This window comes from Amycolatopsis sp. MEPSY49 (assembly GCF_051337345.1).
Taxonomy (GTDB): domain Bacteria; phylum Actinomycetota; class Actinomycetes; order Mycobacteriales; family Pseudonocardiaceae; genus Amycolatopsis.
The window spans coordinates 205,617-231,701 of the sequence record NZ_JBDLYJ010000002.1 but is presented as its reverse complement, the minus strand read 5'-3'; the positions used below and the strand labels follow the sequence as shown (position 1 = coordinate 231,701).

The window sequence follows — 26,085 nt, the reverse complement described above, 5'->3', positions numbered from 1 at the left end:
ATGACGGAGAACCGAGACGCCGGCGCGCCGGTCCGGCAGTTCACCGCCGAGCTCGTCGGCGCGGCCATGGCAGGGGCATACGACGACGTCGCCGACGCACTGGGGGTGCTCACCCGCGCCGGCTCCTCCCGGTTCCCCGGCGAGATCGTCGCGGAGCTGGTCGGCCGCTGCGCGGCGGTGATCCACACCCGCCACCCGGCCGACCCCGGGTCGGTCTTCACCGTGGCCGTGACCGACGAGCAGGCCCGGCCGGTCGAGGTGGACCGGCTGCCGCCGGGGCCGCTGGCCGCCCTGCGCGCCCTGCTCGCGGCCCTCGGCGAGGACGACGAGAGCCGCGACATCCAGCTGGAGCTGGCGGCCCGCGGAGAGCCGGACGACGTCGTCGGCGTCGTGATCCACCTGCTGGTGTGGCTCGTCGAACTGTCCGGCAGCCCGGCGGCCACCCTGCCCTCGCTGAGTTGCTTCACCCGATGAGCGCGATCGAGGTCACGGGACCGGCCGACGGGACGGCGACCGTCCGCGCGCAGGGCGCGCCGGAGGCGGCGGACCTCGCGGCAGCCCTGGCCGGCGCGACGGCCGGGACGTCGACGGTGCTGCTCGACTTGACCGCGGTCGACCACTTCACCACCGAAGCGGTCGCGGCGCTCATCCCGCACCTGCACGGGGCGGGGTGCCGGGTGATCGTCACCGCGTCGGCGGCGGTGGAGGGCAAGTTCACGCGGCTCGGCTTGGGCGGGCTCGTCACGCCGGCGGCGGAGTTCCGGACCTGAACCGGCGAAAGGACCAGCCGATGTCCCCGTTCGGCCCTCCCGGCGGCGATTCCCTGATGTTCGTCGGGACCGCGACCACCGTGCTGCGGCTGGGCCCGTTCACGGTGCTGACCGACCCCAACTTCCTGCACCGCGGCCAGTGGTCGTACTTCGGCCAGGGCCTGTTTTCCCGGCGCCGCACCGAACCCGCGCTGCAGCCCGCCGAGCTGCCGCCGCTGACCGCGGTGGTCCTGTCCCACCTGCACGGCGACCACTTCGACCGGGTCGCCGCCCGCGAACTGCCGCGCGACACCCCGATCCTGACGACCGAGCACGCCGCCACCCGCCTGCTCCGCCGCGGCTTCCACGCTCCGCTCCCGCTGCCGACGTGGACGACGGAAACCTTCACCGACGGCGAAGCGCGGCTGGTCGTGACGGCCGTGCCCGCGCGGCACGCTCCCGGGCCGCTGCAGCGCGTCTTGCCGCCGGTCAACGGCACCGTGCTGGAGTACCGCGCCACGGAGGGAGCCGATCCCCTGCGAATCTACCTCAGCGGCGACACGGTGCTGCACGACGAGCTGAAGACCATCCGCGACCGGTTCCCCGGCCTCGACCTCGCGGTCGTGCACCTCGGTGGCACCCGGGCCTTCGGCGTCCTCGTGACGCTCGACCACCGCGGCGGCGTCGACCTGCTGAACCTGCTGGAGCCGCGGCGCGCGGTGCCGGTGCACTTCGACGACTACGGCCTGTTCCACTCCCCCGTGTCGAACTTCCTCGAGGAAGTCCGGGTGCGGAAGCCGGCGACCCGGGTCCACCTGCTGCAGCGCGGGGAGTACCTCCCGCTGTGAGTCCCCCGGATTGAGCCGCGACGCAGCGGGTAATCGTCCCCCATGGGACCGGACGCCCTTCTCCAGAGCCTGACGCGCGTGGTGACCGCCCTGGACGGGACCGGTATCCGGTTCGCCGTCGCGGGCGGGCTGGCCGTGTACGCCCGCGGTGGGCCGCCCTCGGACCACGACGTCGACCTCTTCCTCAAGCCCGGGGACACCGAGCGGGCGGCCGACGTGCTCACCGCGGCCGGGCTGCGGCGGGAGCACCCGCCGGAAGACTGGCTCACCAAGGTCTACGACGGCGACGTCCTCGTCGACCTGATCCACCGGCCCAACCACCGGCCGGTGACCGACGAGCTGCTCGACCGCGCCGCGCTGATGCGGGTGGGGCCGACCGCCGCGCCGGTCCTGTCCGGCACCGACCTGCTCGTGGACAAGCTGCTCGTGCTCGACCCGCACCGCTGCGACTTCGAGCCGCTGCTGCGGATCGCGCGCGACCTGCGCGAGCAGGTGAACTGGACCGAGGTCGCCGTCCAGGTGTCGGCTTCGCCGTACGCGCGGGCGTTCCTCGGCCTGCTCGGCGACCTGTCCGTGATCGACCCGAAGGAGGCTCTCGTGCCCGAACCGCCGCAGTACCTCGTCGCCCGCCTGAGCCGGGCCTTGGCCGAAGACGCCCGCACCGCCGAACTCGGCGTGCACGTGACCGTGCGCGGCGAGCACGTCCACCTGACCGGGGAGGTCACCTGCCCGTCCCGGAAGGCGGAGGTGGACGCCGTCGTCGCCGAGTACCTGACCGGGGAGCTGGTGCACAACGACGTCCGGGTCGCCGACGTCCGGGAACCGGCGAGCGCGGAGGAGATCAGCCGATGAGGATCGCCGCCGTCGGGGACGTGCACCTCGGAGAGGATTCGCGGGGCCTGTTGCGCCCCGCGCTCGAACACCTGGCCGGCACCGCGGACGTCCTGCTGCTGGCCGGCGACCTGACCCGGCACGGCACGTGCGCGGAAGCCCGCGTGGTGGCCGACGAGCTCACCGGGCTGGGCGTGCCGATCGCCGCCGTCCTCGGCAACCACGACCACCACAGCGACGAGGCCGAGGGGATCGCGGAGCTGCTCGGCGAGGCGGGCGTGGTGATGCTGGAAGGCACCGCCGCGCGGTTCGACCTGCCGGACGGGTCCCTGGGCGTCGCCGGCGTGAAGGGGTTCGGCGGCGGGTTCGCCGGCAAGTGCGCCAGCCGGTTCGGCGAGCGCGAGATGAAGGCGTTCGTCGAGACGACGATCGCGTCGGCGGATTCGCTGCGGTCGGCGCTGGCGTCGCTGGAGACGGACGTGGTCGTGGCGCTGACGCACTACGCGCCGATCCCCGGGACGCTGCACGGCGAGCCGCCGGAGATCCACCCGTTCCTGGGGTCGTACCTGCTGTGCGAACCGATCGACGAGGCCGGGGTGGACTTGGCGCTGCACGGGCACGCCCACTTCGGCTGCGAGCAAGGGGTGACGCCGGGCGGGGTGCGCGTGCGGAACGTGGCCCAGCCGGTGATCCGCAAGGCTTACGCGCTGTACGAACTGAATCCCGCGAAGCAGCCGGCCCGCCGCTGAGCCGTCGGGATTACTCCGCGCGGCGGGCGCGGTCGGTCCGGCGCCGGTTCTCCTTCTCCAGCGCCGTCACCAAGTCCTCTTTGGACATTCGCGACCGGCCGGGGATGCCGAGCTGCTTGGCCCGCTCGTACAGGTGCTGCCGGCCGGCCGTCGCGTTCACGCCGCCGCGCGTCGGCTTGGCCGGCCGGCCCGCGCCGCGGGCGGCCTGCTCGTCCGACGGGCCGCGCTCGGGCTTCGGCTCCCAGTGGTCGCCGACCTTCTCGAACGAGTGCTTCAACGCCGAGTACGCCGTCTGCTGCGCGCGGCGGCCGGGGCCGTAGGTGCGCAACGCCGAGTCGTGCGCCGCCACCCACGTGTCCTGCGCCTTGCGGGGCGAGCGCAACAGCGTGCTGGGCAGGTCTTCGCGTCCGGGCATGCCGGCTCGGCTACCCCCGCCCGCCCGGCGCCAAACCGGTGATCTCCTCGTCGATCAACGGATCCGTGTCGAACAGCATCCCGGCGAAGTGGCCGGCCAGCTCCAGTGAGAGCACGCCGTGCAGGCGCGTCCAGAACGACAACGCCCGGTGCAGCACCGCGGGCGGCGCGGGATGGCCGTACGCCCACGCCCGGTGGTCTTCGAGGTGGGCGTCGAACGGCGTCTCCGGCCCGCTCTCCCCCAGCGCCCCGCACGCTTCGATGAGCACGGCCATCACCTCGAACGAGATCGCCGTCGTGTCTTCGGGCGCGTGGTAGCCGGGCACCGGCGTGCCGTAGATCAGGAAGTACCGCTGCGGGTCGCTGCGGGCCCAGTCCCGGATGACGCGTGCCAGCCCGGCCAGGTCCGCACCCTCGTCGTAGGCCGCGCGGACCGTGTCGGCGATGCTCCGGTACGCGTCCCGGATGAGCGCGGTGATCAGCTCGTCCCGGCTCGCGAAGTACCGGTAGAGCGCCGGTCCGCTCATGCCCAGCTGCTTGGCGATCGCGTTCAGCGACAACGCCGGCACGCCCGCCGTCGCGATCTGCTCCCACGCGTGCTGCTTGATCTCCGCGCGCACCTGCGCCCGGTACCGCTCGCGCGAAGTCGGTCCTGCGTCCGTCATGACGGCTCCCTCCTGGCGAGTTAGAGGCTATCACTTTTCTTATTGACACTAAGCGGCCGTTGGTTATAGCTTCTAACTATAGCAATAGCCACTAACCCTGCGAGGGGAAGCGTCATGCTCAACGCCTTGCTCGCCGTCCCCCTGGCCGCCGCGGCCCTCTTCACCGCCGCACCGGCCGACGCGGCCGCCGCGAGCCCGCTGACCTGCCGCGGCCAGGGCGTCGACCCCGCCGCGCAGCTGCGCTACGGCGCCGAAAAGTTCGTCAAAGCGCCGCTGAGCACCGTCTGGGAGGTGCAGACGGGCATCGAAGGGTGGCCGGCCTGGCAGCCCGCGGTCACCAGCGCGAAGCGGCTCGATCCGGGCCCCCTGCACCCCGGCTCGCGGTTCCGCTGGACGACGCCCGTCCCGGCGACACCGTCGTCCCCCGCGACCACGCTCGTCATCACGTCCACGGTCCACCAGGTCCAGCACGACCACTGCGTCCGCTGGAGCGGCCCCGCGATCGGCGACGGCCTGCGCATCGACCGGGGCGTCCACGTCTGGACGTTCACGCCGGTCCGGGGCGGCGTCGTCGTCCGCACCGAGGAGAGCTGGACCGGCGAGCAGATCGAAGCCGATCCCGCGACGGCCATCCGGTACCTCGCCCCGGGCCTCGACCGCTGGCTGGCCGACCTCGAGACCGCCGCCGAAGCCGCGTGCTGACGCACTGAAAAGGAGAAGAAGATGACTGCGATCACTCGCGGCGTTCTCGTCGCCGCGTGGGCGTTCCCCGTCATGGTGCTCGGCCAGTTCGCGTTGCTCGCCGGCATCCCGGTCGCCATCGTGCTGGCGCGCACCGCGCGTTCGCCGGTGGCCCGCCGGTGGAGCGCGCTGATGACGACGGCCTACGTCGTCCCGCTGGCCGGCTGGCTGCTCGGGCCGGGTACGGCGCCGAGCCTGTCGAAGTCCTTGAGTCCCGTGGCGACCGGCGTCGTCGCCGCGGCCGGGGCCGTGGCGGCCGCCGGGCTGCACGTCGCCCGGCGGCGCGCCACGGCGGCGCCGGCTACTTCGTGAAGGTGAGGCAGTTGGCGGAGTGACCGCCTTCGCCCGGGCCGACGCGCACGCTCGACGCCGTGCACTCCAGCGACGAGTTGTGCCGGCAGTCGGCCCGGGAGCAGGCGCCGACTTGGGCCACGACGCGGTCGAGGCCACCCTTGGTGTTCAGCGGGACGAACGTGCCGCAGTCGGCGGACCCGTTGTCGCCGCCGACGGTGATCGCGAAGGCGTGGCAGCCGTCGTGGTTGTAGGAACAGCCGCTGACGGTGCATTCGTGCACGGCGGGCATTTCGGTGGTGGTCATGCGCGACTCCGGAATCCGTGGTGGGAAAACAGTTCGGTGCTCCGACGCTCCCACCGGGTCCAGGGCCGCGCAATTCGCGGCAACTCGGCCGGGTGACCCACTCCGCACGCCCGGGTGACGCGTCAGCGCAACGGCTCGAGCGCCTTCGCCAGCGGCTCCAGCACGGCCGGGGTGTGCGGCGGCGGCAGGTACACGATCGCGAGGTCGAGACCGGCTTCGCCGAGCGCCTCCGCTTCGGCGGCGACCTTGGCGTAGTCGCCGTCCGGGCTCAGCCGGACGTGCGAGGACAGCGTGATCTCCGCCGGGTCGCGGCCGATGTCCGCGCAGTGGCGGTGCAGGACTTCGCGCTTGTGGGCGAACTCCTCCGGCGTGCCGCCGACGAAGTTCCAGTGCTGGGCGTACTTCGCGGCGGTGCGCAGGGTGCGCTTCTCGCCGCTGCCGCCGATGCAGATCGGCGGGTGCGGTGTCTGCACGGCCTTCGGTTCGCAGCGGGCGTCGGTGAGCTGGTAGTGCACGCCCCGGAACGTCGTCGTCTCCTGCGTCAGCAGGCCGACGAGCACCTCGCAGGCTTCCTCGAAGCGGTCGCTGCGCTCCTTGACCGGGCCGAGCCGCATGCCGTACGCGCCGGACTCCTCCTCGTTCCAGCCGGCGCCGATGCCGATCTCCAGCCGGCCGCCGGAAACGATGTCGAGGGTCGCGGCCATGTTCGCGAGCAGCGCCGGGTGGCGGTAGTGGATCCCGCTGACGAGCGTGCCGACCCGGAGCCGCTTCGTGGCCTGCGCGAGCGCGGTGAGGGTGACCCAGCCTTCGAGGCACGGACCGGTCGGGTCGGAGAAGATCGGGTAGAAGTGGTCGAAGGTCCAGCCGGACTCGAACAGCTCGATCTCGTCGGCGGCCTGCCACACGGCGAGCATGTCCGCCCAGGCGGTGTCCTGGGGCGAGGTCTTGATGGCGAATCGCATGATCGTGATCGTAGACCCGGAGTTCCTCCAGGTGGCGGTGCGCGAGCCCGTCGCTCGATCCGGTGAAGCACCCCGTCGTCCCGCCGTCCCCGGGTACCCCACCGGAAAGGAGGAGGAGACGATGCCCGACAACGAACTCCCGGGGTTCCTGATCATCGGCCTGATCTTCGTGGTGGCCGACGGCCAGATCCTCTACCGCGGCGGCCGCCGCTATCTCAGCGGCCCGGACGGCGGCGAAGGCACCGGATCGATGGCCTGGATGGTGGTGACGGTCTTCCACCTGGTCGCGTTCGGCGTGCTGGCGCTGCTGTCGGTGGTGGGCCCGGGCTGGTCGGGCACGACGGCGGCGCTGGTCGGCCGGCTGGGCGTGTTCCTCCTGCTGCTCGCGGTCGCCCACGCGCTGACATTGGCGGTGCTGGGCCGCCGCCGCCAGGACACGATCGTGGAGACGCACTTCCAGGAGAGCGAACGGCCGGCCGAGGTGTACGTCCAGCCGGTGAGCGAGCGGCCTGCCGAGGCGTACGTCCAGCCGGTGCCGGAGCCGGCGCTCGAGCAGACGACCGTCACGCCGGTTCCAGGGCAGCGCGGGCCGGCTCCGCGGGTCAGCCCGGACATCGGGAACCACGGGCCCTACCGCGCTTGAGCGGCACCGAAACGCCGTGGTGGTCACATGACACTGCGTGTTCGCCGCCGCCCGTCCAGGTAATCACTCGTCCGTGTGCGATCGGGCGTCGGATCGCCTCGAATGCCGCAACCCGCGCTACTCCCCGTCCACCCATCGGGGAATCCTTCGCCGAAGCGTGACCGCTTCGAGTTGCCCGCGGCGCCGGTGATCACTTTTCGCGTTCCGCCGGAAACGTCGGCGCCGCAACGAATCCTTGCCCCCGGTAGCGATTTTGATAGCGTTCGCTCGCCGCCGGGGCACGACCCCGCCCGCGGCTTCTCCCCGTTTTCCGTTCCGGCGAAAGGACTTTCCCCATGCGCACGACCCTGCTCCGAGCCGGGAGCCTGGCCGGGGTGACCGTCGCCGTGCTCGCCGGCTCTTCCGGTGTCGCCACCGCGGACGACGCCGTCACCGGGTCCGCCTTTGGCGCCTCCGCGAGCGTTTCCCTGCTGCCCGGGGTTCTCACCGACGGCAAGGGCAGCACGGTCGAAACCGGTCAGCTGGCCCGGTCGAGCAGTGCCGGCCCCACCGAGGCGAGCGTCGCCGACGTTCCGCTCAAGGGACTCGTCACCGCCAAGGCCGTCAGCAGCTCCGTCGTCGGCGGTGCCGGTTCCGTGGCCGCCAAGGCGAGCGTCGCCGAGGTGACGCTGCCGCTGCTCGCCGCGGCCGCCGGCCGCGTGCCGTCGATCCGGCTGATCAGCGCGCGCTGCGGGTCCGCCGACGGGCACGTCACCGGCAGCAGCGACCTCGCCGGCGTCAACCTCGGCCGGCTCGGCACGCTCCCCGCCGCGACTTCGCCCAACCAGAAGCTGGGGATTCCCGGTGTCGCCGAAGTGACCGTCAACGAGCAGCTCCAGCGCTACGACGGCGCTCTCGAAGTGACGGCCCTGCACATCAAGCTGCTCGGCGGCAAGACCGCCGGCGCGCTCGGCAGCGGCGACGTCAAGCTCGCGTCCGTCACCTGCGGCCCGTCGAAGGAACGCGCGCCCGAAGCGCCGCCGCGCGGGCCGGGGCAGGTCGTCGTCATCCCCGCCGGCGCGCCGCAGACCGGCGACGGCAGCCTGGCCGAGGGCTGAGCCGATGCTGCGTCGCGCACTCCTCGTCGCCGTCTCCGCGCTGCTGCTCGCCGGCTGCGGCGCGACGACGACCCCGGCCGCCGCCCCACCTCCGGCGCCGACCGCCGCGAACCTCACGCGGTCCCTGCCGACCGCGCTCGACGTCCCCGCGATCGACGCGAAGTCGACGCTGGTGTCCCTCGGGTTGAACGCCGACCGCACGGTCGAGGTCCCGCCGGTCGACCAGCCGCTGCAGGCCGGCTGGTACGAGTACGGCCCGACGCCCGGCGAGATCGGGCCGGCGGTGATCCTCGGCCACATCGACGGCGACCACCGCAAAGGCATCTTCTGGCGGCTGCACGAGCTCAAGCCCGGCGACCCGGTGCACGTCGACCGCGCCGACGGCGGCAAGCTGACGTTCGAGGTGACGAAGGTCGACCAGATCGCCAAGAAGGAGTTCCCGACCGAAGCCGTCTACGGCAACACCACCGACCCCGAGCTGCGCCTGATCACCTGCGGCGGCAAGTACGACGCGGCGAACCGGAACTACCTCGACAACGTCATCGTGTACGCCAAGCTGAAGCGTTAGCGGCGACCCGACCGGCTCGCCTTCCGGAACTCCCGGTTGAGACTGGCGATGCTGGCGAACGGGATCCCCTTCGGGCAGGCCGCGACGCACTCGCCGGTGTTGGTGCAGCCGCCGAAACCCTCGGCGTCCATCGTGTCGACCATGTCCAGCACGCGCTGCGCCCGTTCCGGTTGTCCTTGCGGGAGCAGGGAAAGGTGCGTCACCTTCGCGGCGGTGAACAGCGTCGCCGAGCCGTTCGGGCACGCCGCCACGCAGGCGCCGCAGCCGATGCACGTCGCGTTGTCGAAGGCCAGGTCCGCGTCCGGCTTCGGGACGGGGGTCGCGTGGGCGTCCGGAGCGCTGCCCGTCGGGGCGCTGACGTAGCCGCCGGCCTGGACGATCCGGTCCAGCGCCGAGCGGTCGACGACCAGGTCCTTGATCACCGGGAAACCCTTGGCGCGCCACGGTTCGACGTCGATCACCTCGCCGTCGCGGAACGAGCGCAGGTGCAGCTGGCACGACGTCGTGCGCTCCGGGCCGTGCGCCTGCCCGTTGATCACGACGCCGCAGGAGCCGCAGATGCCTTCGCGGCAGTCGTGGTCGAAGGCGACCGGTTCCTCGCCGTTCGCGATGAGCTCCTGGTTGAGCACGTCCAGCAGTTCGAGGAAGGACATGTCCGGGCTGACGTCGGCGACGGGGTAGGACACCAGCCTGCCCTCGGTCGCCGGGCCGGCCTGCCGCCAGATGCGGACGGTGAGGTTCATGTGTAGCTCCGCTGGGTGGGGTGGACGTGCTCGAAGGCGAGGTCTTCGCGGTGCAGTACCGGCGGGCCGCCCGGCCCGCCGTACTCCCACGCCGCGACGTACGAGAACCGCTCGTCGTCGCGCTCGGCTTCGCCTTCGGGGGTCTGGTGTTCCTCGCGGAAGTGGCCGCCGCAGGACTCCTCCCGTGCGAGCGCGTCGATGAGCAGCAACTCGGCCAGCTCCAGGAAGTCCGCCACCCGGTTGGCCTTCTCCAGCTCCTGGTTCAGCTCCGCCGCGCCGCCGGGGATGCGGACGTCCCGCCAGAACTCCGCGCGCAGCTCCGGCACGCGGTCCAGGGCTTTCCGCAGGCCTTCGCGGCTGCGGGACATGCCGCAGTGGTCCCACATCAGCAGGCCCAGCTCGCGGTGGAACGAGTCGACCGACCGCGTCCCCTTGACCGCGAGCAGCCGGGTGATCCGGTCGCGCACCTCGGTCTCCACCCGCGCGACCTCGTCCGGCGGGACGTCGCCGAAACGGTTCCCGCCGAGGTAGTCGTTCAAGGTGGCCGGAAGCACGAAGTAGCCGTCCGCGAGGCCCTGCATCAACGCCGAAGCGCCGAGCCGGTTCGCGCCGTGGTCGGAGAAGTTGGCCTCGCCGATGACGAACAATCCGGGGATCGTGCTCTGCAGGTCGTAGTCCACCCACAGCCCGCCCATCGTGTAGTGGATGGCCGGGTAGATCCGCATCGGCACCCGGTACGGGTCCTCCGCCGTGATGCGCTGGTACATGTCGAAGAGGTTGCCGTAGCGGGCTTCGATCGCCGGGCGGCCCATGCGCTCGATCGCGTCGGCGAAGTCGAGGTAGACACCCAGCCCGCCGGGCCCGACGCCCAGCCCGGCGTCGCAGACGTTCTTCGCCGCCCGCGACGCGATGTCCCGCGGCACCAGGTTGCCGAAGCTCGGGTACAGCCGTTCGAGGTAGTAGTCGCGGTCGGCCTCGGGGATCTCCGCCGGCGGCCGGGTGTCGCCCTGGCGCTTCGGCACCCAGATCCGGCCGTCGTTGCGCAGCGACTCGCTCATCAGCGTCAGCTTCGACTGGTGCTCCCCCGACCGCGGGATGCACGTCGGGTGGATCTGGGTGAAGCACGGGTTCGCGAAGTAGGCACCGCGCTTGTGCGCCCGCCAGATCGCGGTCGCGTTGGAGCCCTTGGCGTTGGTGGACAGGTAGAAGACGTTGCCGTAGCCACCCGTGGCGAGGACGACGGCGTCGGCCAGGTGCGTCTCGATCTCGCCGGTGACCAGGTCGCGGGCCACGATGCCGCGGGCCCGGCCGTCGACCACGACCAGGTCGAGCATCTCCGTGCGCGGGTGCAGTTCCACGTTCCCGGCGTCGATCTGCCGCGACAGCGCCTGGTAGGCGCCGATCAGCAGCTGCTGGCCGGTCTGGCCGCGCGCGTAGAACGTCCGCTGCACCTGCACCCCGCCGAACGAGCGGGTGTCGAGCAGGCCGCCGTACTCCCGGGCGAACGGCACGCCCTGCGCGACGGCCTGGTCGATGATCTGCGCCGACACCTGGGCCAGCCGGTACACATTGGACTCCCGGGACCGGAAGTCGCCGCCCTTCACCGTGTCGTAGAACAGGCGGTACACGGAGTCGCCGTCGTTGCGGTAGTTCTTCGCCGCGTTGATCCCGCCCTGTGCGGCGACCGAGTGCGCCCGCCGGGGCGAGTCCTGGAAGCAGAACTGGACGACGTGGTAGCCCTGTTCGGCCAGCGTCGCCCCGGCCGAGCCGCCGGCCAGCCCGGTGCCCACCACGATCACGCGGTGCTTGCGCCGGTTGGCCGGGTTCACCAGCTTGGCGGCGAACTTCCGTTCGTCCCAGCGGTTCTCCAGCGGGACGGCCGGTGCCTTCGTGTCGGCGATCGGGTCGCCGGTCAGGTAGTCGCCCATCAGTCCACCAGTCCCGTCATGATCGCGACCGGGACGAGCGCGTAGCCGCCCGCGATCACGATCGCCGTCGCGTTGCCGAAGAGCTTGATCGCCCGTTCCCGCCTCCCGCTGGTGACGCCCAGCGTGCGCGCGGCACTGGCGAAGCCGTGCTGGATGTGCAGGCCGAGCATGACCAGGGCGGCCAGGTAGATCAGGTTGACCCACCAGACCTGGAAGTCCGCCACGAGGTTGTGGTACGGGTCGCCCGGCACGAAGTCCCGGTTCACCGTGCCGACGGTGAAGTCGAGGATGTGCCAGACGACGAACAGCGCCAGCGTCGCCCCGCCCCAGCGCATCGTGCGCACGGCGAAGGTGGCGCGCACCGGCCGCCGGTGGACGTACGGGACCGGCCGGGCCCGGCGGTCGCGCTTCACCAGCTGGACCGCCGCCGTGACGTGCAGGACCAGCGCGACGAGCAGGACCACCCGCTGGATCCAGAGGAACCACGCGTAGTGCAGGACCGGCTCGCCGATCGTCCGCAGCCAGTGGGCGTAGTGGTTGAGGTCGTCGGCACCGAGGAACGTCTTCAGGTTGCCGACCATGTGCGCGAAGACGAAGGCGAGCAGCAGCGCGCCGGTCACCGCCATGACGATCTTCTTGCCGATCGTCGAGGCCCAGAACTGCCGGACGGGGCGCCGGGTCGCGAGGTCGTTCACCACCCGACCGACGTTAGGAGTGCGGCCAGCAGAGGTCAAAGACATGATAACTCTACTATCGATAGTCTGTGGCTATGCAGTTCCACCAGCTCGCGTACTTCGTCGCCGTCGCCGAAGACCGCCACTTCACCCGCGCCGCCGAGCGAATGCGCGTCGCCCAGCCCTCGCTGTCCCAGCAGATCCGGGCGCTGGAGCACGACCTGGGTGCGCCGCTGTTCCACCGGATCCGCGGCAACGTCTCCCTCACCGAGGCCGGCGAAACCCTGCTGCCGATCGCGCGGCGGATCCTGGCCGAGACCGAAAGCGCGCGGCTCGCGATCCGGGAGCTGGACGAGCTCGACCGCGGCCGCGTGCGGCTCGGCGCGCCGCCCAGCCTGTGCACGGGCCTGCTGCCCGCGATGCTGTCGGCGTTCCGCCGCCGCTACCCGGGCATCCAGCTGGAACTGCAGGAAAGCGGCTCGCGCGACCTGCGTCAGCGGCTGTCCGAGGGCGCGCTCGACCTGGCTTTGCTGGCGGCCGCGCCGACCGACCCGCACCTGGCGGCGACGCCGTTGCTGCTGGAGGAGCTGGTCGTCATCTCCCCCGCCGACGCGCCGGTGCGGAAGACCCGGCTCGAGGTCCGCGAGCTGGCCGACGTCCCGCTGGTGATGTTCCGCCGCGGCTACGACGTCCGGGAAGCGACGGTCAACGCCTGCCGCGCGGCCGGGTTCGAGCCGTCGTTCGCCATCGAAGGCGGCGAGATGGACGCCGTGCTGGAGCTGGTGCGCGCCGGCGTCGGGTCCGCGGTGGTGCCGAGCACCGTGGCGGGCGACCGGTTCCGGATGACGCGGTTCGTGCCGGAGGCGGGCATGACGCGGATCGTCCAGCTGGCCCACCGCAAGGAGGTGGAGCCGACCCGGGCGGTCCGCGCGCTGCGCACCGCGCTCGTCGGGTTCGTGGCCGACCGGGCGAGCCTCCCGCCCGGCATCGAGTCCCTTGTGGACAGAGGCGCCGCCGCCCGACCATCGGGGGGTTGACCGGCGGCCGGTTCGGAGAGTGACATGGACGCCGTGAATCGTCCGCGCTCGGCCGCCGTGCTCGCCGCCCTCGCCGGTTCCCTCCTGGTCCCGGCCCCCGCCACCGCCGCGCCCGCGCTGGGTTTCGACCTCGACGCGGCCACCATCCCCGAGCTGCAGCAGCGGATGGACCACGGCGGCCTCACCGCCGTGCGGCTGACCACCGCCTACCTCCGCCGCATCGACGCCCTCGACGGCAAGGTCCACTCGGTGGTCGCCGTCGACCCGGGCGCGCTCCGGGCGGCCGCCGCCAGCGACGCCCGCCGCCGCGCGGGCCGCACCCTCGGGCAGCTGGACGGGATTCCGGTGCTGCTCAAGGACAACATCGACACGCGTGCGCAGCCGGCGACCGCGGGGTCGCGGGCGTTGCCGCGCAGCCGGCCGGCCGCCGACGCGGCGCTGGTGGACCGGCTGCGGCGCGGTGGCGCCGTGATCCTCGGCAAGACGAACCTGTCGGAGTGGGCCAACTTCCGGTCGACGCATTCGACGTCGGGCTGGTCCGCGGTCGGCGGCCAGACGAACAACCCGTACGTCCTCGACCGCAACCCGTGCGGCTCGTCGTCGGGCTCCGGCGCCGCCGTCGCGGCGACGCTGGCGCAGGTCGCGATCGGCACCGAGACCGACGGCTCGATCGTCTGCCCGGCCGGCGCGAACGACGTCGTCGGCGAGAAGCCGACGCTCGGGCTGGTCAGCCGGACCGGCGTCGTGCCGATCTCCGCGGAGCAGGACACCGCCGGGCCGATGGCGCGCCACGTCGTCGACGCGGCCGTCACGCTGTCGGTGCTGCAGGGCCGCGACCCGGCCGACCCCGCGACCGCGGCGATCCCCGCGGGGCAGCCGCGGGACTACGCGGCGCTCCTGCGTCCGGACGCCCTGCGCGGGGCGCGGATCGGCGTCTGGCGGCTGGCCGGGCTGGACGCCGACGTCGACCGGGTCGTCGGCGACGCCGTGCGGACGCTGACGGCTCGTGGCGCCACGGTCGTCGACGTCGATCTGCCGTACCAGGACCAGATCGGGGCGGCGGAGACCCCGGCGCTGCTGACCGAGTTCAAGCGGGACCTCAACGCCTACCTGAAGCACCGGCCCGGGCACCCCGCGACGCTCGACGAGCTGATCGCCTTCAACCGGCGGGACCCGGTGGAGCTGTCGAAGTTCGGGCAGGAGCTGTTCGAGCAGGCCGCGGCCGCGCCGGCGCCGAGCGACCCGGCGTACCGGCAGCAGCGGGCGACGGCCACTTCGCTGGCGCAGCGGTCGATCGACGAAACGCTGTCGCGGCTGCACCTGGACGCGATCGTGGCGCCGACCAACAGCCCGGCGTGGAAGACGGACTACGCGGCGGGCGACGCGTTCGTCCTCGGCTCGTCGACCCCGGCGGCCGTCGCGGGCTACCCGAACGTGTCGGTGCCGGCCGGGTTCGCGGGCCCGCTGCCGATCGGCGTCTCGTTCTTCGCCGGCCGCTGGGCCGACGCGCGGGTACTGGCGTTCGCCGCGGCGTTCGAGCGCGCCGCCCCGGCGCGCCGGGCCCCCGCGTACCTGCCCACCTCTCGTTAAGGTGGGGGGCCGACGGTGAGGAGGGCAGCCGATGGTCACCCGCGCGGAGCGGAACGCGACGGACCCCGACCTGGGTGTCCTTTCGGGACGGCTCCTGTTCGCGGTGCAGCGTGAATTGTTCGCGACGTTGGCCGAGCAGGGGTTCGACGACCTGAAGCACCGGCACGGCGCGGTGCTGGCGTATCTGGATCCGGACGGCGTGCGGGCGACCGAGCTGTCCCGGCTTTCGGGGCAGTACAAGCAGATCATCGGCACGCTGATCGACGAACTGGCCGCGCTGGGCTACGTCGAGCGGCGGCCGGACCCGAGTGACCGCCGCGCGAAGCTGATCTGCCCGACCGAGCGGGGCCTGGCGCAGATGCGCGCGGCGGACGCGATCATGGCGGCCATCCAGCGCCGCCACGCGGACCGCCTCGGGCGCGAGGACTACGAGCGGTTCAAGCGCACGCTCGCCGACATCACCGAGCACCAGCGCAAGCAAGCGGGCTCGGCCGGCGAGGACTGACCGCCGGCGCTCATACCCGGCCCGCGAGCCACTCGACCACTTGTTGCCAACTGGCGTGCGCTGGGTCCATCACCTGGAAGTGGTCCGCGCCCGGCACTTCGAGGTACTCCGCCTCCGCCATCCGCGAGGCGTACGTCCGGCTGTACGACGCCGGGACCACGTCGTCGGCGTCGCCGTGCAGCGCCAGCACCGGCACGCCCGTCCCGGCCAGCTCGCTCGGCGAGGTCGTCGCGTACCGGTCGGGCAAGTCGGCCACATGACCGCCCAGCAGCAGGTTCACCACGCCCTCCCCGACACCCTGCGCGACCGTCGGCCAGAACTCCGGGTACGCGGGTGCCGGCGCTCCGGCCGGCCGCGCCGCCTCGCCGTCGGCCAGCACCGTGCCGAACCCCGTCCGGTCGGCCTCCACCAGGTCCAGCACCCCCGCCAGCGAAACCGCCGCGACCGGCACCACCTTCGGGGCCGCGCCCACCGCGCCGGCGGGCAGGGCCGGCCGGTGCGCGGACCAGGCCGCGAGGTGGCCGCCGGCGGAGTGGCCGACCACCGCGACGCGGGCCGGGTCGAGCGCCGGGTCCAGGTCCGCGACCACGTCGACCGCCGTCGCGACGTCCTCGAACGTCGCCGGCCAGCCACCACCGTCGCCGAGGCGGCGGTAGTCCGCGTTCCATACCGCGTAGCCGCGGGCGAGGAGGTCGTCGGCCAGCGGGGTCGCCGTGCGGCGGTCGAACATCGCCGTCCAGTACCCGCCGTGCAGCAGCACCACCACCGGGAACGGCCCGTCGCCCGCCGGCCGGTACAGCTCCCCCACCTGCGCCGGGTGCGGACCGTAGGCCACGGTGCGCACCGGCCTTCGCGGGTCGTCGTAGCGGGCGCCGCGGCGCGAGCTCACCAGCGCGTCGATCGTGCCGAAGAACTCCGCGATCCGCGGGTCGTCGCCGCCCTTGGCCTTCGACTCGTCCCACGCCGTGTCGTCGATCCACTCGACGACGTCCAGCCACGTCTCGGCGTCCAGCCGCACCAGCTTCGCGGAGACGAACCCGCGCCGTCCTTCGCGGAAGGCGGCCAGCATCCCGGGCCGCGCCGCGAGCATCGCCGAGGTCCGCTCGGGCCGGACGGTGAACGTGGTCAGCTCGATGACGGCCATGCGCTCCCCTTCATTTGGTCCATATTCATGACTATCATGACTTTGGACTACTTGTCACCCGGACGTGCGCCCGCTCGCCCTGCCGCCCGACGAGGCTGAGGAACTCGACCGGTCCCGCGCTCGTGGCCCCGAACCAGTGCGGCGTGCGCGTGTCGAACTCCGCCACCTCCCCCGGCCCGAGGACCAGGTCGTGCTCGCCGAGCACCAGCCGGAGCGTCCCGTTCAGCACGTAGGCCCAGTCGTGACCCTCGTGGGTGCGCAGCTCGGGCTCCCGGTCCCCGGCGGGCAGGACGAACTTGTACGCCTGGATCCCGCCCGGCCGCCGCGTCAGCGGGATGATCGTCGAGCCGTCCTGACAGGCGAGCGGCCGCAGGGTGACGCGCGGGTCTCCCGTCGGCGGCGCGTCGACCAGCTCGTCGAGCGTCACGCCGTAAGCCCGCGCGAGCGGCAGGAGCTGCTCCAGCGTGGGGCGGCGCAGGCCGGCCTCGAGCCGGGACAGGGTGCTGGCCGAGATCCCCGTCTGCTCGGCCAGCGCGGTGAGCGTGGTTTCCCGTTGCTGCCGAAGGCGCTTGAGCCGCGGTCCGACGGCGTCGAGGGCCCGGTCGATCGAATCGTCCATCCCCCCATTTTGCCGATCGGCAAGAAACTTTGCCAGTCTGTGGAGGACACCGGCACCTTGGGCGATGTGAACGACTTCGACCGGCCCTACTGGGACCAGCACTGGCGGCACGCCCGCCACCACGGCACCGAACCGAACCCCCACCTCGTCCGGGAGGTCGCCGGCCTTCCGCCCGGCACCGCACTGGACGCCGGCTGCGGCCGGGGCGCCGAAGCCGGCTGGCTCGCCGCCCGCGGCTGGGCCGTCACGGCGGTGGACATCTCGATCGAAGCCCTCAACCAGGCGGCCGCGAACACGGTGGCCTGGGTACGGGCGGACCTGACGACCTGGACGCCCGGCACGCGCTTCGACCTGGTCACGACCCACTACGCCCACCCGGCGATGCCGCAGCTCGCTTTCTACGAGCGCATTTCGGACTGGGTCGCCCCCGGCGGAACGCTGCTCGTCGTCGGCCACGCGCGAGGGCACCACGTCGCCGAAGCGTCGGCCACCGCGGCCGACATCACCGCGTTCCTCGACGGCTGGGAGATCGGCACCGCCGGCGACCACGGCCACGACGTCGTCGTGCGGGCCAGGAGGAAGGCATGAACGCGGTCGTCGAAGACCCGCGCCGGCGCCGCGCGATCCTGATCGGCGTCTGCCTCGCCCTGATGGCGGTGGTCGCGTCCGTCTCCGGCCTCAACGTCGCCCAGCCGCAGCTCGCGGTCGAGCTCGGCGCGTCACAGGCCACCGTCCTGTGGATCGTCAACGGCTACGCCGTCACCCTGGCCGCACTGCTCCTCCCCTTGGGCGCCGCGGGCGATCGCCTCGGCCGGAAACCGGTGCTGCTCACCGGATTGGCGCTCTTCGGGATCGCGAACCTCGCGGCGGCCCTCGCGCCGTCCGCCGGCACCCTGCTGGCGGCGCGGCTCCTGGCCGGGGCGAGCGCGGCGATGATCATGCCGGTCACCCTTGCCGTCATCACGTCGACGTTCCCGGACGCGGAGCGGTCCCGGGCGATCGGCGTCTGGACCGGCGTCGCCGGCGGGGGCGGGATCCTCGGCATGTTCCTGTCGGCGGCGCTCGTCGACCTGGCGAGCTGGCGGTGGCTGTTCGCGCTGCCGATCGCGCTCGCCGGAGCGGCCGCCGCCGTGACCCTGCGGTCCGTGCCGGACTCCCGCTCGGAAAACCGGCACCGGTTCGACGTCGTCGGCGCCGGACTGTCGTCGGTCGCCGTCGTCGCGCTGGTCTTCGTCCTCCACGAAGCAACGGCCCGCGGGTGGACCACGCCGGTGACCCTGCTGAGCCTGGCCGCCGGGGTCCTCGGCGTCGCCGGGTTCGCCGCGTGGGAACTGCGCCACCCGGCTCCGCTGCTCGACGTCCGGCTCTTCCGCGAGCACGGCCTGACCGGCGGTTCCGGGATCCTGCTGGCCGTCTTCGGCGTCCAGGCGGGGATCTTCGTGGTCCTCTTCCCCTACCTGCAGGCGGTCCTCGGCTGGTCCGGCTTCCGCGCCACCCTCGCGCTGATGCCGACGGCGCTGCTGATGATGGCCGCGTCCGGCCTCGCCCCGCGGGTCGCCGCCCGGATCGGCGGCCGCCCGGCGATGGCGGCGGGGCTCGTCGTGAGCGCGACGGGGCTGGCGCTGATGGCCGCCTTCGTCTCCGTCGACGGCGGCTACCTGTCGATCCTGCCCGGGATGCTGCTCATGGGGCTGGGAATGGGCCTGACGATGACCCCGGCCACCGAAGCCATCACCGGCTCGCTGCCGCGGGACCAGCAGGGCGTGGCGTCCGCGCTCAACGACGTCACGCGGGAGCTGGGCACGGCGCTCGGTGTCGCGCTGCTCGGCACGATCCTGACCGCCGGCTACCGCGCGGCCGTCGAGTCCCGGCTGTCCGGGGCGCCGGCCGAGCTCGCGCGCCGGGGCGTCGCGAACGCCGTCGCGGCCGGTCCGGTGGTGGCCGGCGCGGCCCGGGAGTCCTTTGTGGACGGTTGGCGGCAGTCGATGTGGGCCGGCGCCGGCGTCCTGGCACTCGTCCTCGTGCTCACCCTGGTGAAGAGCCCCTTATCGATTCAGAGATCCTCTGCTAGCCTGCGTCGCGGGACGGCTCCGGCCGGTGCCCTGGGGACCGACTCCGAGGAGATGGAATGACGGCAATCGCCCGTGTCCGTGGCCGTGAGGTGCTCGACAGCCGGGGCAACCCGACCGTCGAGGTCGACGTCGTGCTGGAGGACGGCTCGCTGGGCCGCGCCGCGGTCCCCTCGGGTGCCTCGACCGGCACGCGGGAGGCCGTCGAGCTCCGCGACGGCGACAAGGCGCGCTACCACGGCAAGGGCGTCCGCAAGGCCGTCACCGCGGTCAACACCGAACTGGCCGAAGCGGTCGTCGGGCTGAACGCCGAAGCCCAGGCCGAGGTGGACGCCGCGCTGATCGCCGCGGACGGGACGCCGAACAAGGCCCGCGTCGGCGCGAACGCGACGCTCGGGATCTCGCTGGCCGTCGCGAAGGCGGCCGCGGCGGCGAACACGCTGCCGCTGTACCGGTACGTCGGCGGGGTCTTCGCCCACCAGCTGCCGATGCCGATGATGAACATCGTCAACGGTGGCGCGCACGCCGACAACCCGATCGACTTCCAGGAGTTCATGATCGGCCCGGTCGGAGCCGAAACCTTCGCCGAGGCCGTGCGGATGGGCTCGGAGGTCTTCCACACGCTGCGCGCGTCGCTGAAGAAGGCCGGGCACGGCACCAACGTCGGTGACGAAGGCGGCTTCGCGCCGAACCTCGCCTCGGCCGACGAAGCCCTGGAGTTCGTCGTCCGCGCGATCGAGGAGAGCGGCTACACCCCCGGCGAGGACATCGCGCTGCTGCTCGACCCGGCCGCGTCGGAGTTCTACGACAACGGCGTGTACGACTACCGCGGCGAAGGCATCAAGCGCAGCGTCGAGGAGCACGTCGCCTACCTCGACGAGCTGACCACGCGGTTCCCGATCGTCTCGATCGAGGACGGCCTCGCCCAGGACGACTACGACGGCTGGAAGCAGCTCACCGACGCCATCGGCGACCGCGTGCAGCTCGTCGGCGACGACGTCTTCTGCACCAACGTCAAGCTGCTCCAGGACGGCATCGACCGCGGGATCGGGAACTCGATCCTGATCAAGGTCAACCAGATCGGCACGCTGACCGAAACGCTGCTCACCGTCGACACCGCGCACAAGGCCGGCTACTCCGCGGTGATGTCGCACCGCTCCGGCGAGACCGAGGACACCACGATCGCCGACCTCGCCGTCGCCACCGGGTGCGGCCAGATCAAGACGGGTTCGCTCTCCCGGTCCGACCGGACCGCCAAGTACAACCAGCTGATCCGCATCGAGGAGGAGCTGGGCTCGGAGGCGCGCTACGCGGGGCGGGCCACCCTGCGCGGCAGCCGCTGATCGGCGAACCGGGCCGATCTGTAGTCACATAGGACGGGTGAGCTCTTTTCACTCTTTCGTGGACAAGGTGGACGACCGGCTCGGCGACGGGCTCGAGCACGTCCTGTGCGCCCACCACCGGCGGCGGCTGCGCCGGCTCGGGTGGCGGGACGTGCTCGAACCGGCTGGCGCGGCGGACCGCCTCGGCGGCCGGGCCGCGGTCCGCGACGGCAACCGCGTCGAGGTGCTGATCGACGGCGAGGAGACGCTGCCATCGGTCGAAGAGGCCATCCGGCGGGCGAAGTCCCACGTGCACATCGCCAACTGGCACGCGAGCGCGGACTTCCGGCTGACGCGGGAGCCCGGCGCCCTCACCCTGCGGGAGCTGCTGGCCGAGACGGCCGACCGGGGTGTCGAGGTGCGGGTCCTGCTGTGGGCCGGGCCGCCGGTCCCCGCGTTCCAGCCGTCGCGGAAGCTCGCCCGGAGCGAGCGGCGCAAGTTCACCGACGGCTCGGCCGTGCGGTGCGTGCTGGACTCCCGTGAGCGGACCATGCACTGCCACCACGAGAAGCTGGTGGTGGTCGACGACGAGGTCGCGTTCGTCGGCGGCGTGGACTTCACGGCGCTCGAGGGCGACCGCCACGACAGCCCGGACCACCCGCCGCGGCCGATCGGCTGGCACGACCTCGCGTCCCGGCTCGAGGGGCCGGTCGTCGCCGACGTCGCGGACCACTTCCGGCGGCGCTGGACGGAGGTCGCGGGCGAGGACCTGCCGGCGCCGAAGGTGCCGGGGCCGGCGGGGGAAAGCCGCGTCCAGCTGCTGCGCACGATCCCGAACTCGACCTACGACTTCGCGCCGAAGGGCGAGTTCACGATCCTCGACGGCTACCTGCGGGCCCTGCGGTCCGCGCGGCGGCTGGTCTACCTGGAGAACCAGTTCCTGTGGTCGCCGGAGATCGCCGAAGTGCTGCTCGACAAGCTGAGAAACCCGCCCGACGACCGTTTCCGCGTGGTCCTGCTGCTGCCGCGCAAGCCGAGCAACGGCTCCGACACCACCCGCGGCCAGCTGGGCCGGCTCCTCGACGCCGACGACGGCAACGGCCGCCTGCTCGCGACGACGATCAGCGCGCACGACGGGGAATCCGCCGCGCCGGTCTACGTGCACGCGAAGCTGGGCATCGTCGACGACGAGTGGCTGACCGTCGGGTCCGCCAACCTCAACGAGCATTCGCTGTTCAACGACACCGAGGTCAACATCGCGACCGACGACCACGAACTGGCGCGCTCGACGAGACTGCGCCTGTGGGCCGAGCACCTCGGCCGGGACGTGGCGGAGGTGGACGGCGACCCGGCGGACGTCGTCGACCACCTCTGGCGGCCGCTCGCGGAGGAGCAGGCGGAACGGGAGCGCCGGGGCGAGCACCGCACGCACCGGCTGGTGCTGCTCCCCGGCGTCTCGCGGCGGGCGGGCCGGCTGCAGGGACCACTGCGTGGACTCCTCGTCGACGGCTGAAGCGAAGATCGCCCGCCCGCTCTAGATTGGGCGGCATGACTTCCACCGCCGAGAAGGCCACCCGGCTGCAGGAGCTGCACGCCGCGCCCGAGCTGCTGCTCGTCGTCAACGTCTGGGACGCCATCACCGCCAAGGTCGTCGCCGAGACGCCCGGCACGCAGGCCCTCGCGACCCCCAGCCACGGCATCGCCGCCTCGCGCGGCTACCCGGACGGCGAGAAGATCCCGCGCGACGAGATGATCGCCGAGGTCGCGCTGATCGTGCGGACGGCGGGCGACCTGCCCGTCACCGCCGACCTCGAAGCCGGCTACGGCGACCCCGGCGGCACCATCGCCCGCGCGATCGACGTCGGCGCGGTCGGGGCCAACCTCGAAGACCAGATGAAGCCGCTGGGTGACGCCGTGAAGGCGGTCGAAGCCGCCGTCGCGGCCGCGCAGAAGGCCGGCGTCGACTTCGTGCTCAACGCCCGCACCGACGCGTTCCTCAAGACCGACCCCGAGACCGCGTTGGAAGAGGCGATCACCCGCGGCCGCGCGTACCTCGACGCCGGCGCGTCGAACTTCTTCGTGCCCGGCAAGCTCGACGAGGCCCAGGTCTCGCGGCTCGTCGGAGAACTGGGCGAGCGCAAGGTCAACCTCATCGGCATCCCCGGCTCGATCCCGCTGAAGCGCGCGCAGGAGCTCGGGGTCTCGCGGGTGTCCTACGGGCCGTGGAGCCAGAACGTCGCCCTGACCGCGCTGGCCAAGCTCGCCGAAGACGTCTACGCCGGCGGCGGCCTGCCCGCCGACACCCGCAAGCTCAACTGATCAGCGGATCCGCAGCTTCCGCATGAGCTTGAGCCCGGACAGCATGCTTTCGACGTACTTCTCGTAGCCCTGTCCGGGCCGCGGGCCCATGACCTGCTTCTTCAGCACGGCCAGGTTCTGCCCGTCGGTGTACTTGAGCAGGCCCTGGTCGCCGTGGCGGGCGCCGACCCCGGAGCTCTTCACGCCGCCGGACGGCGTCCCCTTGGCGGCGAACGCCGTCGCGAGAATGTCGTTGATGTTGACGTTCCCGGATTCCAGGCGGGCGGCCACGGCGCGCGCGGCGCCGACGTCCCGGCTCCAGACCGAGGCGTTGAGGCCGTAGTCGGTGTCGTTGGCCAGCTCGACGGCTTCGTCGACCGTCCGGTAGCGGTGCAGCGCGACCACGGGCCCGAAGGTTTCCGTGACGCCGCAGAGCATGTCCTTCGTGACGCCTTCGAGGATCGTCGGCTCGAAGAACGCCGGGCCGAGGTCGGGGCGCGGCTTGCCGCCGCACAGCACGGTCGCACCCTTCGCGACGGCGTCGTCGACGTGCTCCTTGACCCGGCGCAGGTGGTCGGGCGAGACGAGCGAGCCCATGTCGGGCCCGAAGTCGTAGGCCGCGCGGACGTCCAGCGCGGTCGTGGCCGCCACGAAGGCGTTCTTGAACTCGTCGTAGCGGGACTCCGGCAGGTAGATCCGCTCGATGTGCATGCAGATCTGGCCGGTGTTGCCGAACGCGCCGAAGATCGCGCCCCGCACGGCTTCGGCGATGTCGGCGTCGTCGAGCACGATCATCGGGTTCTTGCCGCCGAGCTCCAGGCAGCAGCCGATGAGGTTGCGGCCGGCCCGTTCGCCGATCACCCGGCCGGTCGCCGTCGAGCCGGTGAACATCACGTAGTCGGCCTGGTCGATGAGCGTCGGGCCGACGTCCGGGCCTTCGCCGCAGACGACCTGGAACAACCCTTCGGGCAGGCCGGCTTCTTCCAGCATCCGGATGCCGTACAGCGGCGAAAGCGCGGTCTTGTTGTCCGGCTTCAGGACCACCGCGTTGCCGGCCATCAACGCCGGGATCGCGTCGGAAATGCCGGTGGCGAACGGGAAGTTCCACGGCGCGATGATCCCGACGACGCCCTTGGGCTGCCGGACCTCCGTCGACGTCGTCAGCAGCGGCACCGGGCCGCCGCGCTTCACCGGCGCGAGCAGCTTGGCCGCCCGCCGCAGGTAGTGGCTCATCACCATCGCGGGGTCGCAGGTCTCTTCGATCGCCATCCGCCGGTTCTTGCCGCTCTCGACCTGGATGAGGTCGGCGACGGCCCGCGCGCGGCCGACGAACAGCGCGTGCGCCCGCTTGAACACGGCCAGCCGCTGCTTGAGCGGGGTGGCGGCCCACTTCCGTTGCGCCGCGCGGGCGGTGGCGAACGCCTGCTCGATGTCGGCCGGCGTCGACTGCGGCAGGTCGACGAGCGCCTCGCCGGTGTAGACCTCGGTCAGTTTCCAGGTTTCGCCGGCCGAACCCGGCACGCGGGCGACGAGCTGCTCGAGAAATTCGCCGGTCACCGACGCCGGGCGGGTGAGCTGCAGCGGGGTCACCGTCACGATCCGCTCCCGAGAACGAGTTGCGCGCCCATTTCGCCGATCATGATGGCGGGCGCGTTGGTGTTGCCGCCGGTGATGGACGGCATGATCGAGGCGTCGCAGACCCGCAGGCCCTCGACGCCGCGCACCTTCAGGTCGGGGCCGACGACCGCGAGCTCGTCGACACCCATCCGGCAGGTGCCGACGCCGTGGTAGACCGACGTCGCACGGTTGAGGATCGCGTCGCGCAGCTCTTGGCCGCGCAGGTCCTTGCCCGGGTGGATCTCTTCCTTCACCGCGCCCTTGAACGCCTTCGACGCGAAGATCTCGCGGACCATTTCCGAGCCTTCGGCGAGCACTTCGAGGTCGGCCGGGTCGGAGAGGTACTGGAAGTCGATCAGCGGCGCGGCCGTGGGATCGGCCGAGGCGAGCCGCAGCGTGCCGCGGCTCTTCGGGTAGATGAGCGTCGACAGGACCGTGAGCGCCGGGCGCTTGTCGACGTCGTGCCGGATCGGCGCGTCCTGGTTGGGCGAGACGTACGCCCACGGCAGGAGGTGCAGCTGGAGGTCCGGGACGGCGTCGGCCTGGGAGGTCTTGAGGAACGCGACCGCCTCGAAGACCGAGTTGGCCAGGAACGTGCTGCCGGGCTTCAGCAGCTCGCGGGCCAGGCCGCGGGCGAAGTACGGCGCGGACCCCTTGTTCTTGCTGGAGGACACGTGGAACGTCAGCGCGTGGAACATGTGGTCGTGCATGTTGTCCCCGACCGGCAGGTCGGCGAGCACGTCGATGCCGTGCTCCTTGAGGTGCTCGGCGTGGCCGATCCCGGAGAGCATGAGCAGCTGCGCGGAGCCGGCGAACCCGGCCGAGAGGATGACCTCCTTGCCGGCGCGAACTGTTCGTTGCCGGCCGTGGTCGACGACCTCGACGCCGACCGCGCGGCCGTTGTCGAAGAGGACCTTCTTGACGAGCACCCCGGACTGGAGCTGCAGCGACGGCGGGGCGAGGTGGTGGAGGTAACCGCGGGAGGCGCTGTAGCGGAGGCCGTCGGCAGCGTTCTGCTGCATCCGGCTGACGCCCTCCTGGGACTCGGCGTTGTAGTCGTCGAGGATCTTGCAGCCGAGCGCGTCGGCGGTGGCGTCGACGAACTGCAGCGAGCCCTCTTGGGGGTTCTTGGCGCGGGTGACCCGGATCGGCCCGCCCGCGCCGCGGAACGCGTTCTCGCCGTCCTCGAAGTCCTCCATGCGCTTGTAGGCGGCGTTGACGCGGTCGGCGTCCCAGCCGGCGTTGCCCTCGGCGGCCCAGGAGTCGAAGTTGGCGCGGTTGCCGCGGACGTAGACCATGCCGTTGATGGAGCTGGAACCGCCGACGACCTTGCCGCGCGGCACCGGCATCCGGCGATCGAGAACGTGTTTCTGCGGGATGCCGTAGAAGCCCCAGTCGAAGGGCTTCTTGAGCTGCGGCACGGCGTGCATCGGGCCGACCAGGCCCGGCTTCTTGATCAGCAGCCGCTCGTCGGTCTTGCCGGCTTCGAGGACGATCACGCTGGCCCCGGCCTGTGCCAGCCGCCCCGCGATCGCCGCCCCCGAGCTCCCCGACCCGACGACGACGTAGTCGGCCTCGTCGCCGCGCGGCGCCCTGTTCGCCATGTCCGCTCCTCGGTCCCGCCCGCCACAAACTATAACCTGTTCTAGTTTGCTCACGGTATAGCGTCGCCGC

29 protein-coding genes are annotated in these 26,085 nt (G+C 72.2%); 18 read left to right on the top strand and 11 right to left on the bottom strand.

Features of this window, described 5'->3' with window-relative positions; genetic code table 11:
• The 5 genes from ABFJ78_RS10105 to ABFJ78_RS10085 are packed head-to-tail and all read left to right on the top strand — an operon-like array spanning window position 1 to window position 3,177.
• A complete protein-coding gene (locus tag ABFJ78_RS10105) occupies window positions 1-474 on the top strand; it encodes a hypothetical protein (RefSeq protein WP_436385626.1) in 474 nt (157 codons plus the stop codon).
• Complete coding sequence (locus ABFJ78_RS10100; RefSeq protein ID WP_436385625.1) at window positions 471-770, top strand: hypothetical protein; 300 nt, start codon at window positions 471-473, stop codon at window positions 768-770. The genes ABFJ78_RS10105 and ABFJ78_RS10100 overlap by 4 nt, the downstream gene beginning before the upstream one ends.
• 20 nt (window positions 771-790) lie before the next feature.
• Window positions 791-1,597, top strand: coding sequence for an MBL fold metallo-hydrolase (locus ABFJ78_RS10095; RefSeq protein WP_436385624.1), 807 nt, complete (start codon window positions 791-793; stop codon window positions 1,595-1,597).
• A gap of 42 nt (window positions 1,598-1,639) precedes the next feature.
• Window positions 1,640-2,449, top strand: a complete 810-nt coding sequence (locus tag ABFJ78_RS10090; RefSeq protein ID WP_436385623.1) for a nucleotidyltransferase — start codon at window positions 1,640-1,642, stop codon at window positions 2,447-2,449.
• Window positions 2,446-3,177 (top strand): metallophosphoesterase family protein, encoded by a 732-nt coding sequence (locus ABFJ78_RS10085; RefSeq protein ID WP_436385622.1) that lies wholly within the window; start codon window positions 2,446-2,448, stop codon window positions 3,175-3,177. The genes ABFJ78_RS10090 and ABFJ78_RS10085 overlap by 4 nt, the downstream gene beginning before the upstream one ends.
• Before the next feature lie 10 nt (window positions 3,178-3,187).
• On the opposite strand, the gene ABFJ78_RS10080 is transcribed toward ABFJ78_RS10085, so the two are convergent.
• Both ABFJ78_RS10080 and ABFJ78_RS10075 read right to left on the bottom strand, forming a co-directional pair.
• Window positions 3,188-3,592 (bottom strand): ChaB family protein, encoded by a 405-nt coding sequence (locus tag ABFJ78_RS10080; protein WP_436385621.1) that lies wholly within the window; start codon window positions 3,590-3,592, stop codon window positions 3,188-3,190.
• A 10-nt stretch (window positions 3,593-3,602) separates the two neighbouring features.
• Window positions 3,603-4,256: a TetR/AcrR family transcriptional regulator gene (locus ABFJ78_RS10075; protein WP_436385620.1), complete on the bottom strand. Its 654-nt coding sequence runs from the start codon at window positions 4,254-4,256 to the stop codon at window positions 3,603-3,605.
• A 114-nt stretch (window positions 4,257-4,370) separates the two neighbouring features.
• Between ABFJ78_RS10075 and ABFJ78_RS10070 the strand changes: the two genes are divergently transcribed.
• Window positions 4,371-4,958 (top strand): SRPBCC family protein, encoded by a 588-nt coding sequence (locus tag ABFJ78_RS10070; RefSeq protein WP_436385619.1) that lies wholly within the window; start codon window positions 4,371-4,373, stop codon window positions 4,956-4,958.
• A gap of 21 nt (window positions 4,959-4,979) precedes the next feature.
• Window positions 4,980-5,309, top strand: coding sequence for a hypothetical protein (locus ABFJ78_RS10065; protein ID WP_436385618.1), 330 nt, complete (start codon window positions 4,980-4,982; stop codon window positions 5,307-5,309).
• Here ABFJ78_RS10065 and ABFJ78_RS10060 read toward each other — a convergent pair.
• Both ABFJ78_RS10060 and ABFJ78_RS10055 read right to left on the bottom strand, forming a co-directional pair.
• The gene (locus ABFJ78_RS10060; protein WP_086673666.1) at window positions 5,299-5,595 is read right to left on the bottom strand and encodes a DUF1540 domain-containing protein; all 297 of its coding nucleotides are present in this window, start codon (window positions 5,593-5,595) and stop codon (window positions 5,299-5,301) included. The genes ABFJ78_RS10065 and ABFJ78_RS10060 overlap by 11 nt on opposite strands.
• A gap of 122 nt (window positions 5,596-5,717) precedes the next feature.
• On the bottom strand, window positions 5,718-6,557 hold the full coding sequence (locus ABFJ78_RS10055; RefSeq protein ID WP_436385617.1) for an LLM class F420-dependent oxidoreductase: 840 nt from the start codon (window positions 6,555-6,557) through the stop codon (window positions 5,718-5,720).
• Between ABFJ78_RS10055 and ABFJ78_RS10050 the strand changes: the two genes are divergently transcribed.
• The 3 genes from ABFJ78_RS10050 to ABFJ78_RS10040 all read left to right on the top strand — a co-directional run bounded on the left by ABFJ78_RS10050 (window position 6,556) and on the right by ABFJ78_RS10040 (window position 8,865).
• Window positions 6,556-7,200 (top strand): hypothetical protein, encoded by a 645-nt coding sequence (locus ABFJ78_RS10050; protein WP_436385616.1) that lies wholly within the window; start codon window positions 6,556-6,558, stop codon window positions 7,198-7,200. The two genes, ABFJ78_RS10055 and ABFJ78_RS10050, sit on opposite strands and share 2 nt — an antisense overlap.
• A gap of 335 nt (window positions 7,201-7,535) precedes the next feature.
• On the top strand, window positions 7,536-8,297 hold the full coding sequence (locus ABFJ78_RS10045; protein WP_436385615.1) for a choice-of-anchor P family protein: 762 nt from the start codon (window positions 7,536-7,538) through the stop codon (window positions 8,295-8,297).
• Window positions 8,298-8,301: 4 nt separating this feature from the next.
• Window positions 8,302-8,865 (top strand): class F sortase, encoded by a 564-nt coding sequence (locus ABFJ78_RS10040; RefSeq protein WP_436385614.1) that lies wholly within the window; start codon window positions 8,302-8,304, stop codon window positions 8,863-8,865.
• On the opposite strand, the gene ABFJ78_RS10035 is transcribed toward ABFJ78_RS10040, so the two are convergent.
• The 3 genes from ABFJ78_RS10035 to ABFJ78_RS10025 are packed head-to-tail and all read right to left on the bottom strand — an operon-like array spanning window position 8,862 to window position 12,234.
• Window positions 8,862-9,608: a succinate dehydrogenase/fumarate reductase iron-sulfur subunit gene (locus ABFJ78_RS10035; protein ID WP_436385613.1), complete on the bottom strand. Its 747-nt coding sequence runs from the start codon at window positions 9,606-9,608 to the stop codon at window positions 8,862-8,864. The two genes, ABFJ78_RS10040 and ABFJ78_RS10035, sit on opposite strands and share 4 nt — an antisense overlap.
• Window positions 9,605-11,536: a fumarate reductase/succinate dehydrogenase flavoprotein subunit gene (locus ABFJ78_RS10030; RefSeq protein WP_436385612.1), complete on the bottom strand. Its 1,932-nt coding sequence runs from the start codon at window positions 11,534-11,536 to the stop codon at window positions 9,605-9,607. The genes ABFJ78_RS10035 and ABFJ78_RS10030 overlap by 4 nt, the downstream gene beginning before the upstream one ends.
• A complete protein-coding gene (locus ABFJ78_RS10025; protein ID WP_436385611.1) occupies window positions 11,536-12,234 on the bottom strand; it encodes a succinate dehydrogenase cytochrome b subunit in 699 nt (232 codons plus the stop codon). The genes ABFJ78_RS10030 and ABFJ78_RS10025 overlap by 1 nt, the downstream gene beginning before the upstream one ends.
• A 71-nt stretch (window positions 12,235-12,305) precedes the next feature.
• On the opposite strand from ABFJ78_RS10025, the gene ABFJ78_RS10020 reads away from it, so the two are divergent.
• Genes ABFJ78_RS10020 through ABFJ78_RS10010 form a run of 3 tightly spaced genes read left to right on the top strand, consistent with a single transcriptional unit; the run spans window position 12,306 to window position 15,342 of the window.
• Complete coding sequence (locus tag ABFJ78_RS10020) at window positions 12,306-13,247, top strand: LysR family transcriptional regulator (RefSeq protein WP_436385610.1); 942 nt, start codon at window positions 12,306-12,308, stop codon at window positions 13,245-13,247.
• A gap of 24 nt (window positions 13,248-13,271) precedes the next feature.
• Window positions 13,272-14,837 carry an amidase gene (locus ABFJ78_RS10015; protein ID WP_436385609.1) on the top strand — a complete coding sequence of 522 codons (1,566 nt, stop codon included), beginning with the start codon at window positions 13,272-13,274 and terminating at the stop codon, window positions 14,835-14,837.
• Window positions 14,838-14,868: 31 nt separating this feature from the next.
• Window positions 14,869-15,342: a MarR family winged helix-turn-helix transcriptional regulator gene (locus tag ABFJ78_RS10010; protein WP_436385608.1), complete on the top strand. Its 474-nt coding sequence runs from the start codon at window positions 14,869-14,871 to the stop codon at window positions 15,340-15,342.
• 10 nt (window positions 15,343-15,352) lie between these two features.
• Here the strand turns inward: ABFJ78_RS10010 and ABFJ78_RS10005 are convergent, their stop codons facing one another.
• Entirely contained in the window at window positions 15,353-16,486 is a 1,134-nt protein-coding gene (locus ABFJ78_RS10005) for an alpha/beta hydrolase family protein (RefSeq protein WP_436385607.1), read from the bottom strand.
• 34 nt (window positions 16,487-16,520) lie between these two features.
• Window positions 16,521-17,105 (bottom strand): helix-turn-helix domain-containing protein, encoded by a 585-nt coding sequence (locus tag ABFJ78_RS10000; protein WP_436385606.1) that lies wholly within the window; start codon window positions 17,103-17,105, stop codon window positions 16,521-16,523.
• 66 nt (window positions 17,106-17,171) lie between these two features.
• Here ABFJ78_RS10000 and ABFJ78_RS09995 point away from each other — a divergent pair, with 66 nt between their 5' ends.
• The 5 genes from ABFJ78_RS09995 to ABFJ78_RS09975 are packed head-to-tail and all read left to right on the top strand — an operon-like array spanning window position 17,172 to window position 22,815.
• Complete coding sequence (locus ABFJ78_RS09995) at window positions 17,172-17,693, top strand: class I SAM-dependent methyltransferase (protein WP_436385605.1); 522 nt, start codon at window positions 17,172-17,174, stop codon at window positions 17,691-17,693.
• The gene (locus tag ABFJ78_RS09990; RefSeq protein WP_436385604.1) at window positions 17,690-19,237 is read left to right on the top strand and encodes an MFS transporter; all 1,548 of its coding nucleotides are present in this window, start codon (window positions 17,690-17,692) and stop codon (window positions 19,235-19,237) included. The genes ABFJ78_RS09995 and ABFJ78_RS09990 overlap by 4 nt, the downstream gene beginning before the upstream one ends.
• Entirely contained in the window at window positions 19,234-20,517 is a 1,284-nt protein-coding gene (gene eno, locus ABFJ78_RS09985; protein ID WP_436385603.1) for a phosphopyruvate hydratase, read from the top strand. Before ABFJ78_RS09990 ends, eno begins: the two co-directional genes overlap by 4 nt.
• Before the next feature lie 37 nt (window positions 20,518-20,554).
• On the top strand, window positions 20,555-22,009 hold the full coding sequence (locus ABFJ78_RS09980; RefSeq protein WP_436385602.1) for a phospholipase D-like domain-containing protein: 1,455 nt from the start codon (window positions 20,555-20,557) through the stop codon (window positions 22,007-22,009).
• A gap of 35 nt (window positions 22,010-22,044) precedes the next feature.
• Window positions 22,045-22,815 (top strand): isocitrate lyase/PEP mutase family protein, encoded by a 771-nt coding sequence (locus ABFJ78_RS09975; protein WP_436385601.1) that lies wholly within the window; start codon window positions 22,045-22,047, stop codon window positions 22,813-22,815.
• On the opposite strand, the gene ABFJ78_RS09970 is transcribed toward ABFJ78_RS09975, so the two are convergent.
• Both ABFJ78_RS09970 and ABFJ78_RS09965 read right to left on the bottom strand, forming a co-directional pair.
• A complete protein-coding gene (locus tag ABFJ78_RS09970; RefSeq protein WP_436385600.1) occupies window positions 22,816-24,390 on the bottom strand; it encodes a succinic semialdehyde dehydrogenase in 1,575 nt (524 codons plus the stop codon).
• A complete protein-coding gene (locus tag ABFJ78_RS09965) occupies window positions 24,387-26,015 on the bottom strand; it encodes a GMC family oxidoreductase (RefSeq protein ID WP_436385599.1) in 1,629 nt (542 codons plus the stop codon). The genes ABFJ78_RS09970 and ABFJ78_RS09965 overlap by 4 nt, the downstream gene beginning before the upstream one ends.
• Between the last annotated feature and the right edge of the window lie 70 nt (window positions 26,016-26,085).

Coding starts and splice junctions, on each gene's coding strand:
- ABFJ78_RS10105 (WP_436385626.1), top strand. CDS start 1: ATGACGGAGAACCGAGACGCCGGCGCGCCGGTCCGGCAGTTCACCGCC.
- ABFJ78_RS10100 (WP_436385625.1), top strand. CDS start 471: ATGAGCGCGATCGAGGTCACGGGACCGGCCGACGGGACGGCGACCGTC.
- ABFJ78_RS10095 (WP_436385624.1), top strand. CDS start 791: ATGTCCCCGTTCGGCCCTCCCGGCGGCGATTCCCTGATGTTCGTCGGG.
- ABFJ78_RS10090 (WP_436385623.1), top strand. CDS start 1,640: ATGGGACCGGACGCCCTTCTCCAGAGCCTGACGCGCGTGGTGACCGCC.
- ABFJ78_RS10085 (WP_436385622.1), top strand. CDS start 2,446: ATGAGGATCGCCGCCGTCGGGGACGTGCACCTCGGAGAGGATTCGCGG.
- ABFJ78_RS10080 (WP_436385621.1), bottom strand. CDS start 3,592: ATGCCCGGACGCGAAGACCTGCCCAGCACGCTGTTGCGCTCGCCCCGC.
- ABFJ78_RS10075 (WP_436385620.1), bottom strand. CDS start 4,256: ATGACGGACGCAGGACCGACTTCGCGCGAGCGGTACCGGGCGCAGGTG.
- ABFJ78_RS10070 (WP_436385619.1), top strand. CDS start 4,371: ATGCTCAACGCCTTGCTCGCCGTCCCCCTGGCCGCCGCGGCCCTCTTC.
- ABFJ78_RS10065 (WP_436385618.1), top strand. CDS start 4,980: ATGACTGCGATCACTCGCGGCGTTCTCGTCGCCGCGTGGGCGTTCCCC.
- ABFJ78_RS10060 (WP_086673666.1), bottom strand. CDS start 5,595: ATGACCACCACCGAAATGCCCGCCGTGCACGAATGCACCGTCAGCGGC.
- ABFJ78_RS10050 (WP_436385616.1), top strand. CDS start 6,556: ATGATCGTGATCGTAGACCCGGAGTTCCTCCAGGTGGCGGTGCGCGAG.
- ABFJ78_RS10055 (WP_436385617.1), bottom strand. CDS start 6,557: ATGCGATTCGCCATCAAGACCTCGCCCCAGGACACCGCCTGGGCGGAC.
- ABFJ78_RS10045 (WP_436385615.1), top strand. CDS start 7,536: ATGCGCACGACCCTGCTCCGAGCCGGGAGCCTGGCCGGGGTGACCGTC.
- ABFJ78_RS10040 (WP_436385614.1), top strand. CDS start 8,302: ATGCTGCGTCGCGCACTCCTCGTCGCCGTCTCCGCGCTGCTGCTCGCC.
- ABFJ78_RS10035 (WP_436385613.1), bottom strand. CDS start 9,608: ATGAACCTCACCGTCCGCATCTGGCGGCAGGCCGGCCCGGCGACCGAG.
- ABFJ78_RS10030 (WP_436385612.1), bottom strand. CDS start 11,536: ATGGGCGACTACCTGACCGGCGACCCGATCGCCGACACGAAGGCACCG.
- ABFJ78_RS10020 (WP_436385610.1), top strand. CDS start 12,306: ATGCAGTTCCACCAGCTCGCGTACTTCGTCGCCGTCGCCGAAGACCGC.
- ABFJ78_RS10015 (WP_436385609.1), top strand. CDS start 13,272: ATGGACGCCGTGAATCGTCCGCGCTCGGCCGCCGTGCTCGCCGCCCTC.
- ABFJ78_RS10010 (WP_436385608.1), top strand. CDS start 14,869: ATGGTCACCCGCGCGGAGCGGAACGCGACGGACCCCGACCTGGGTGTC.
- ABFJ78_RS10005 (WP_436385607.1), bottom strand. CDS start 16,486: ATGGCCGTCATCGAGCTGACCACGTTCACCGTCCGGCCCGAGCGGACC.
- ABFJ78_RS10000 (WP_436385606.1), bottom strand. CDS start 17,105: ATGGACGATTCGATCGACCGGGCCCTCGACGCCGTCGGACCGCGGCTC.
- ABFJ78_RS09990 (WP_436385604.1), top strand. CDS start 17,690: ATGAACGCGGTCGTCGAAGACCCGCGCCGGCGCCGCGCGATCCTGATC.
- eno (WP_436385603.1), top strand. CDS start 19,234: ATGACGGCAATCGCCCGTGTCCGTGGCCGTGAGGTGCTCGACAGCCGG.
- ABFJ78_RS09975 (WP_436385601.1), top strand. CDS start 22,045: ATGACTTCCACCGCCGAGAAGGCCACCCGGCTGCAGGAGCTGCACGCC.
- ABFJ78_RS09965 (WP_436385599.1), bottom strand. CDS start 26,015: ATGGCGAACAGGGCGCCGCGCGGCGACGAGGCCGACTACGTCGTCGTC.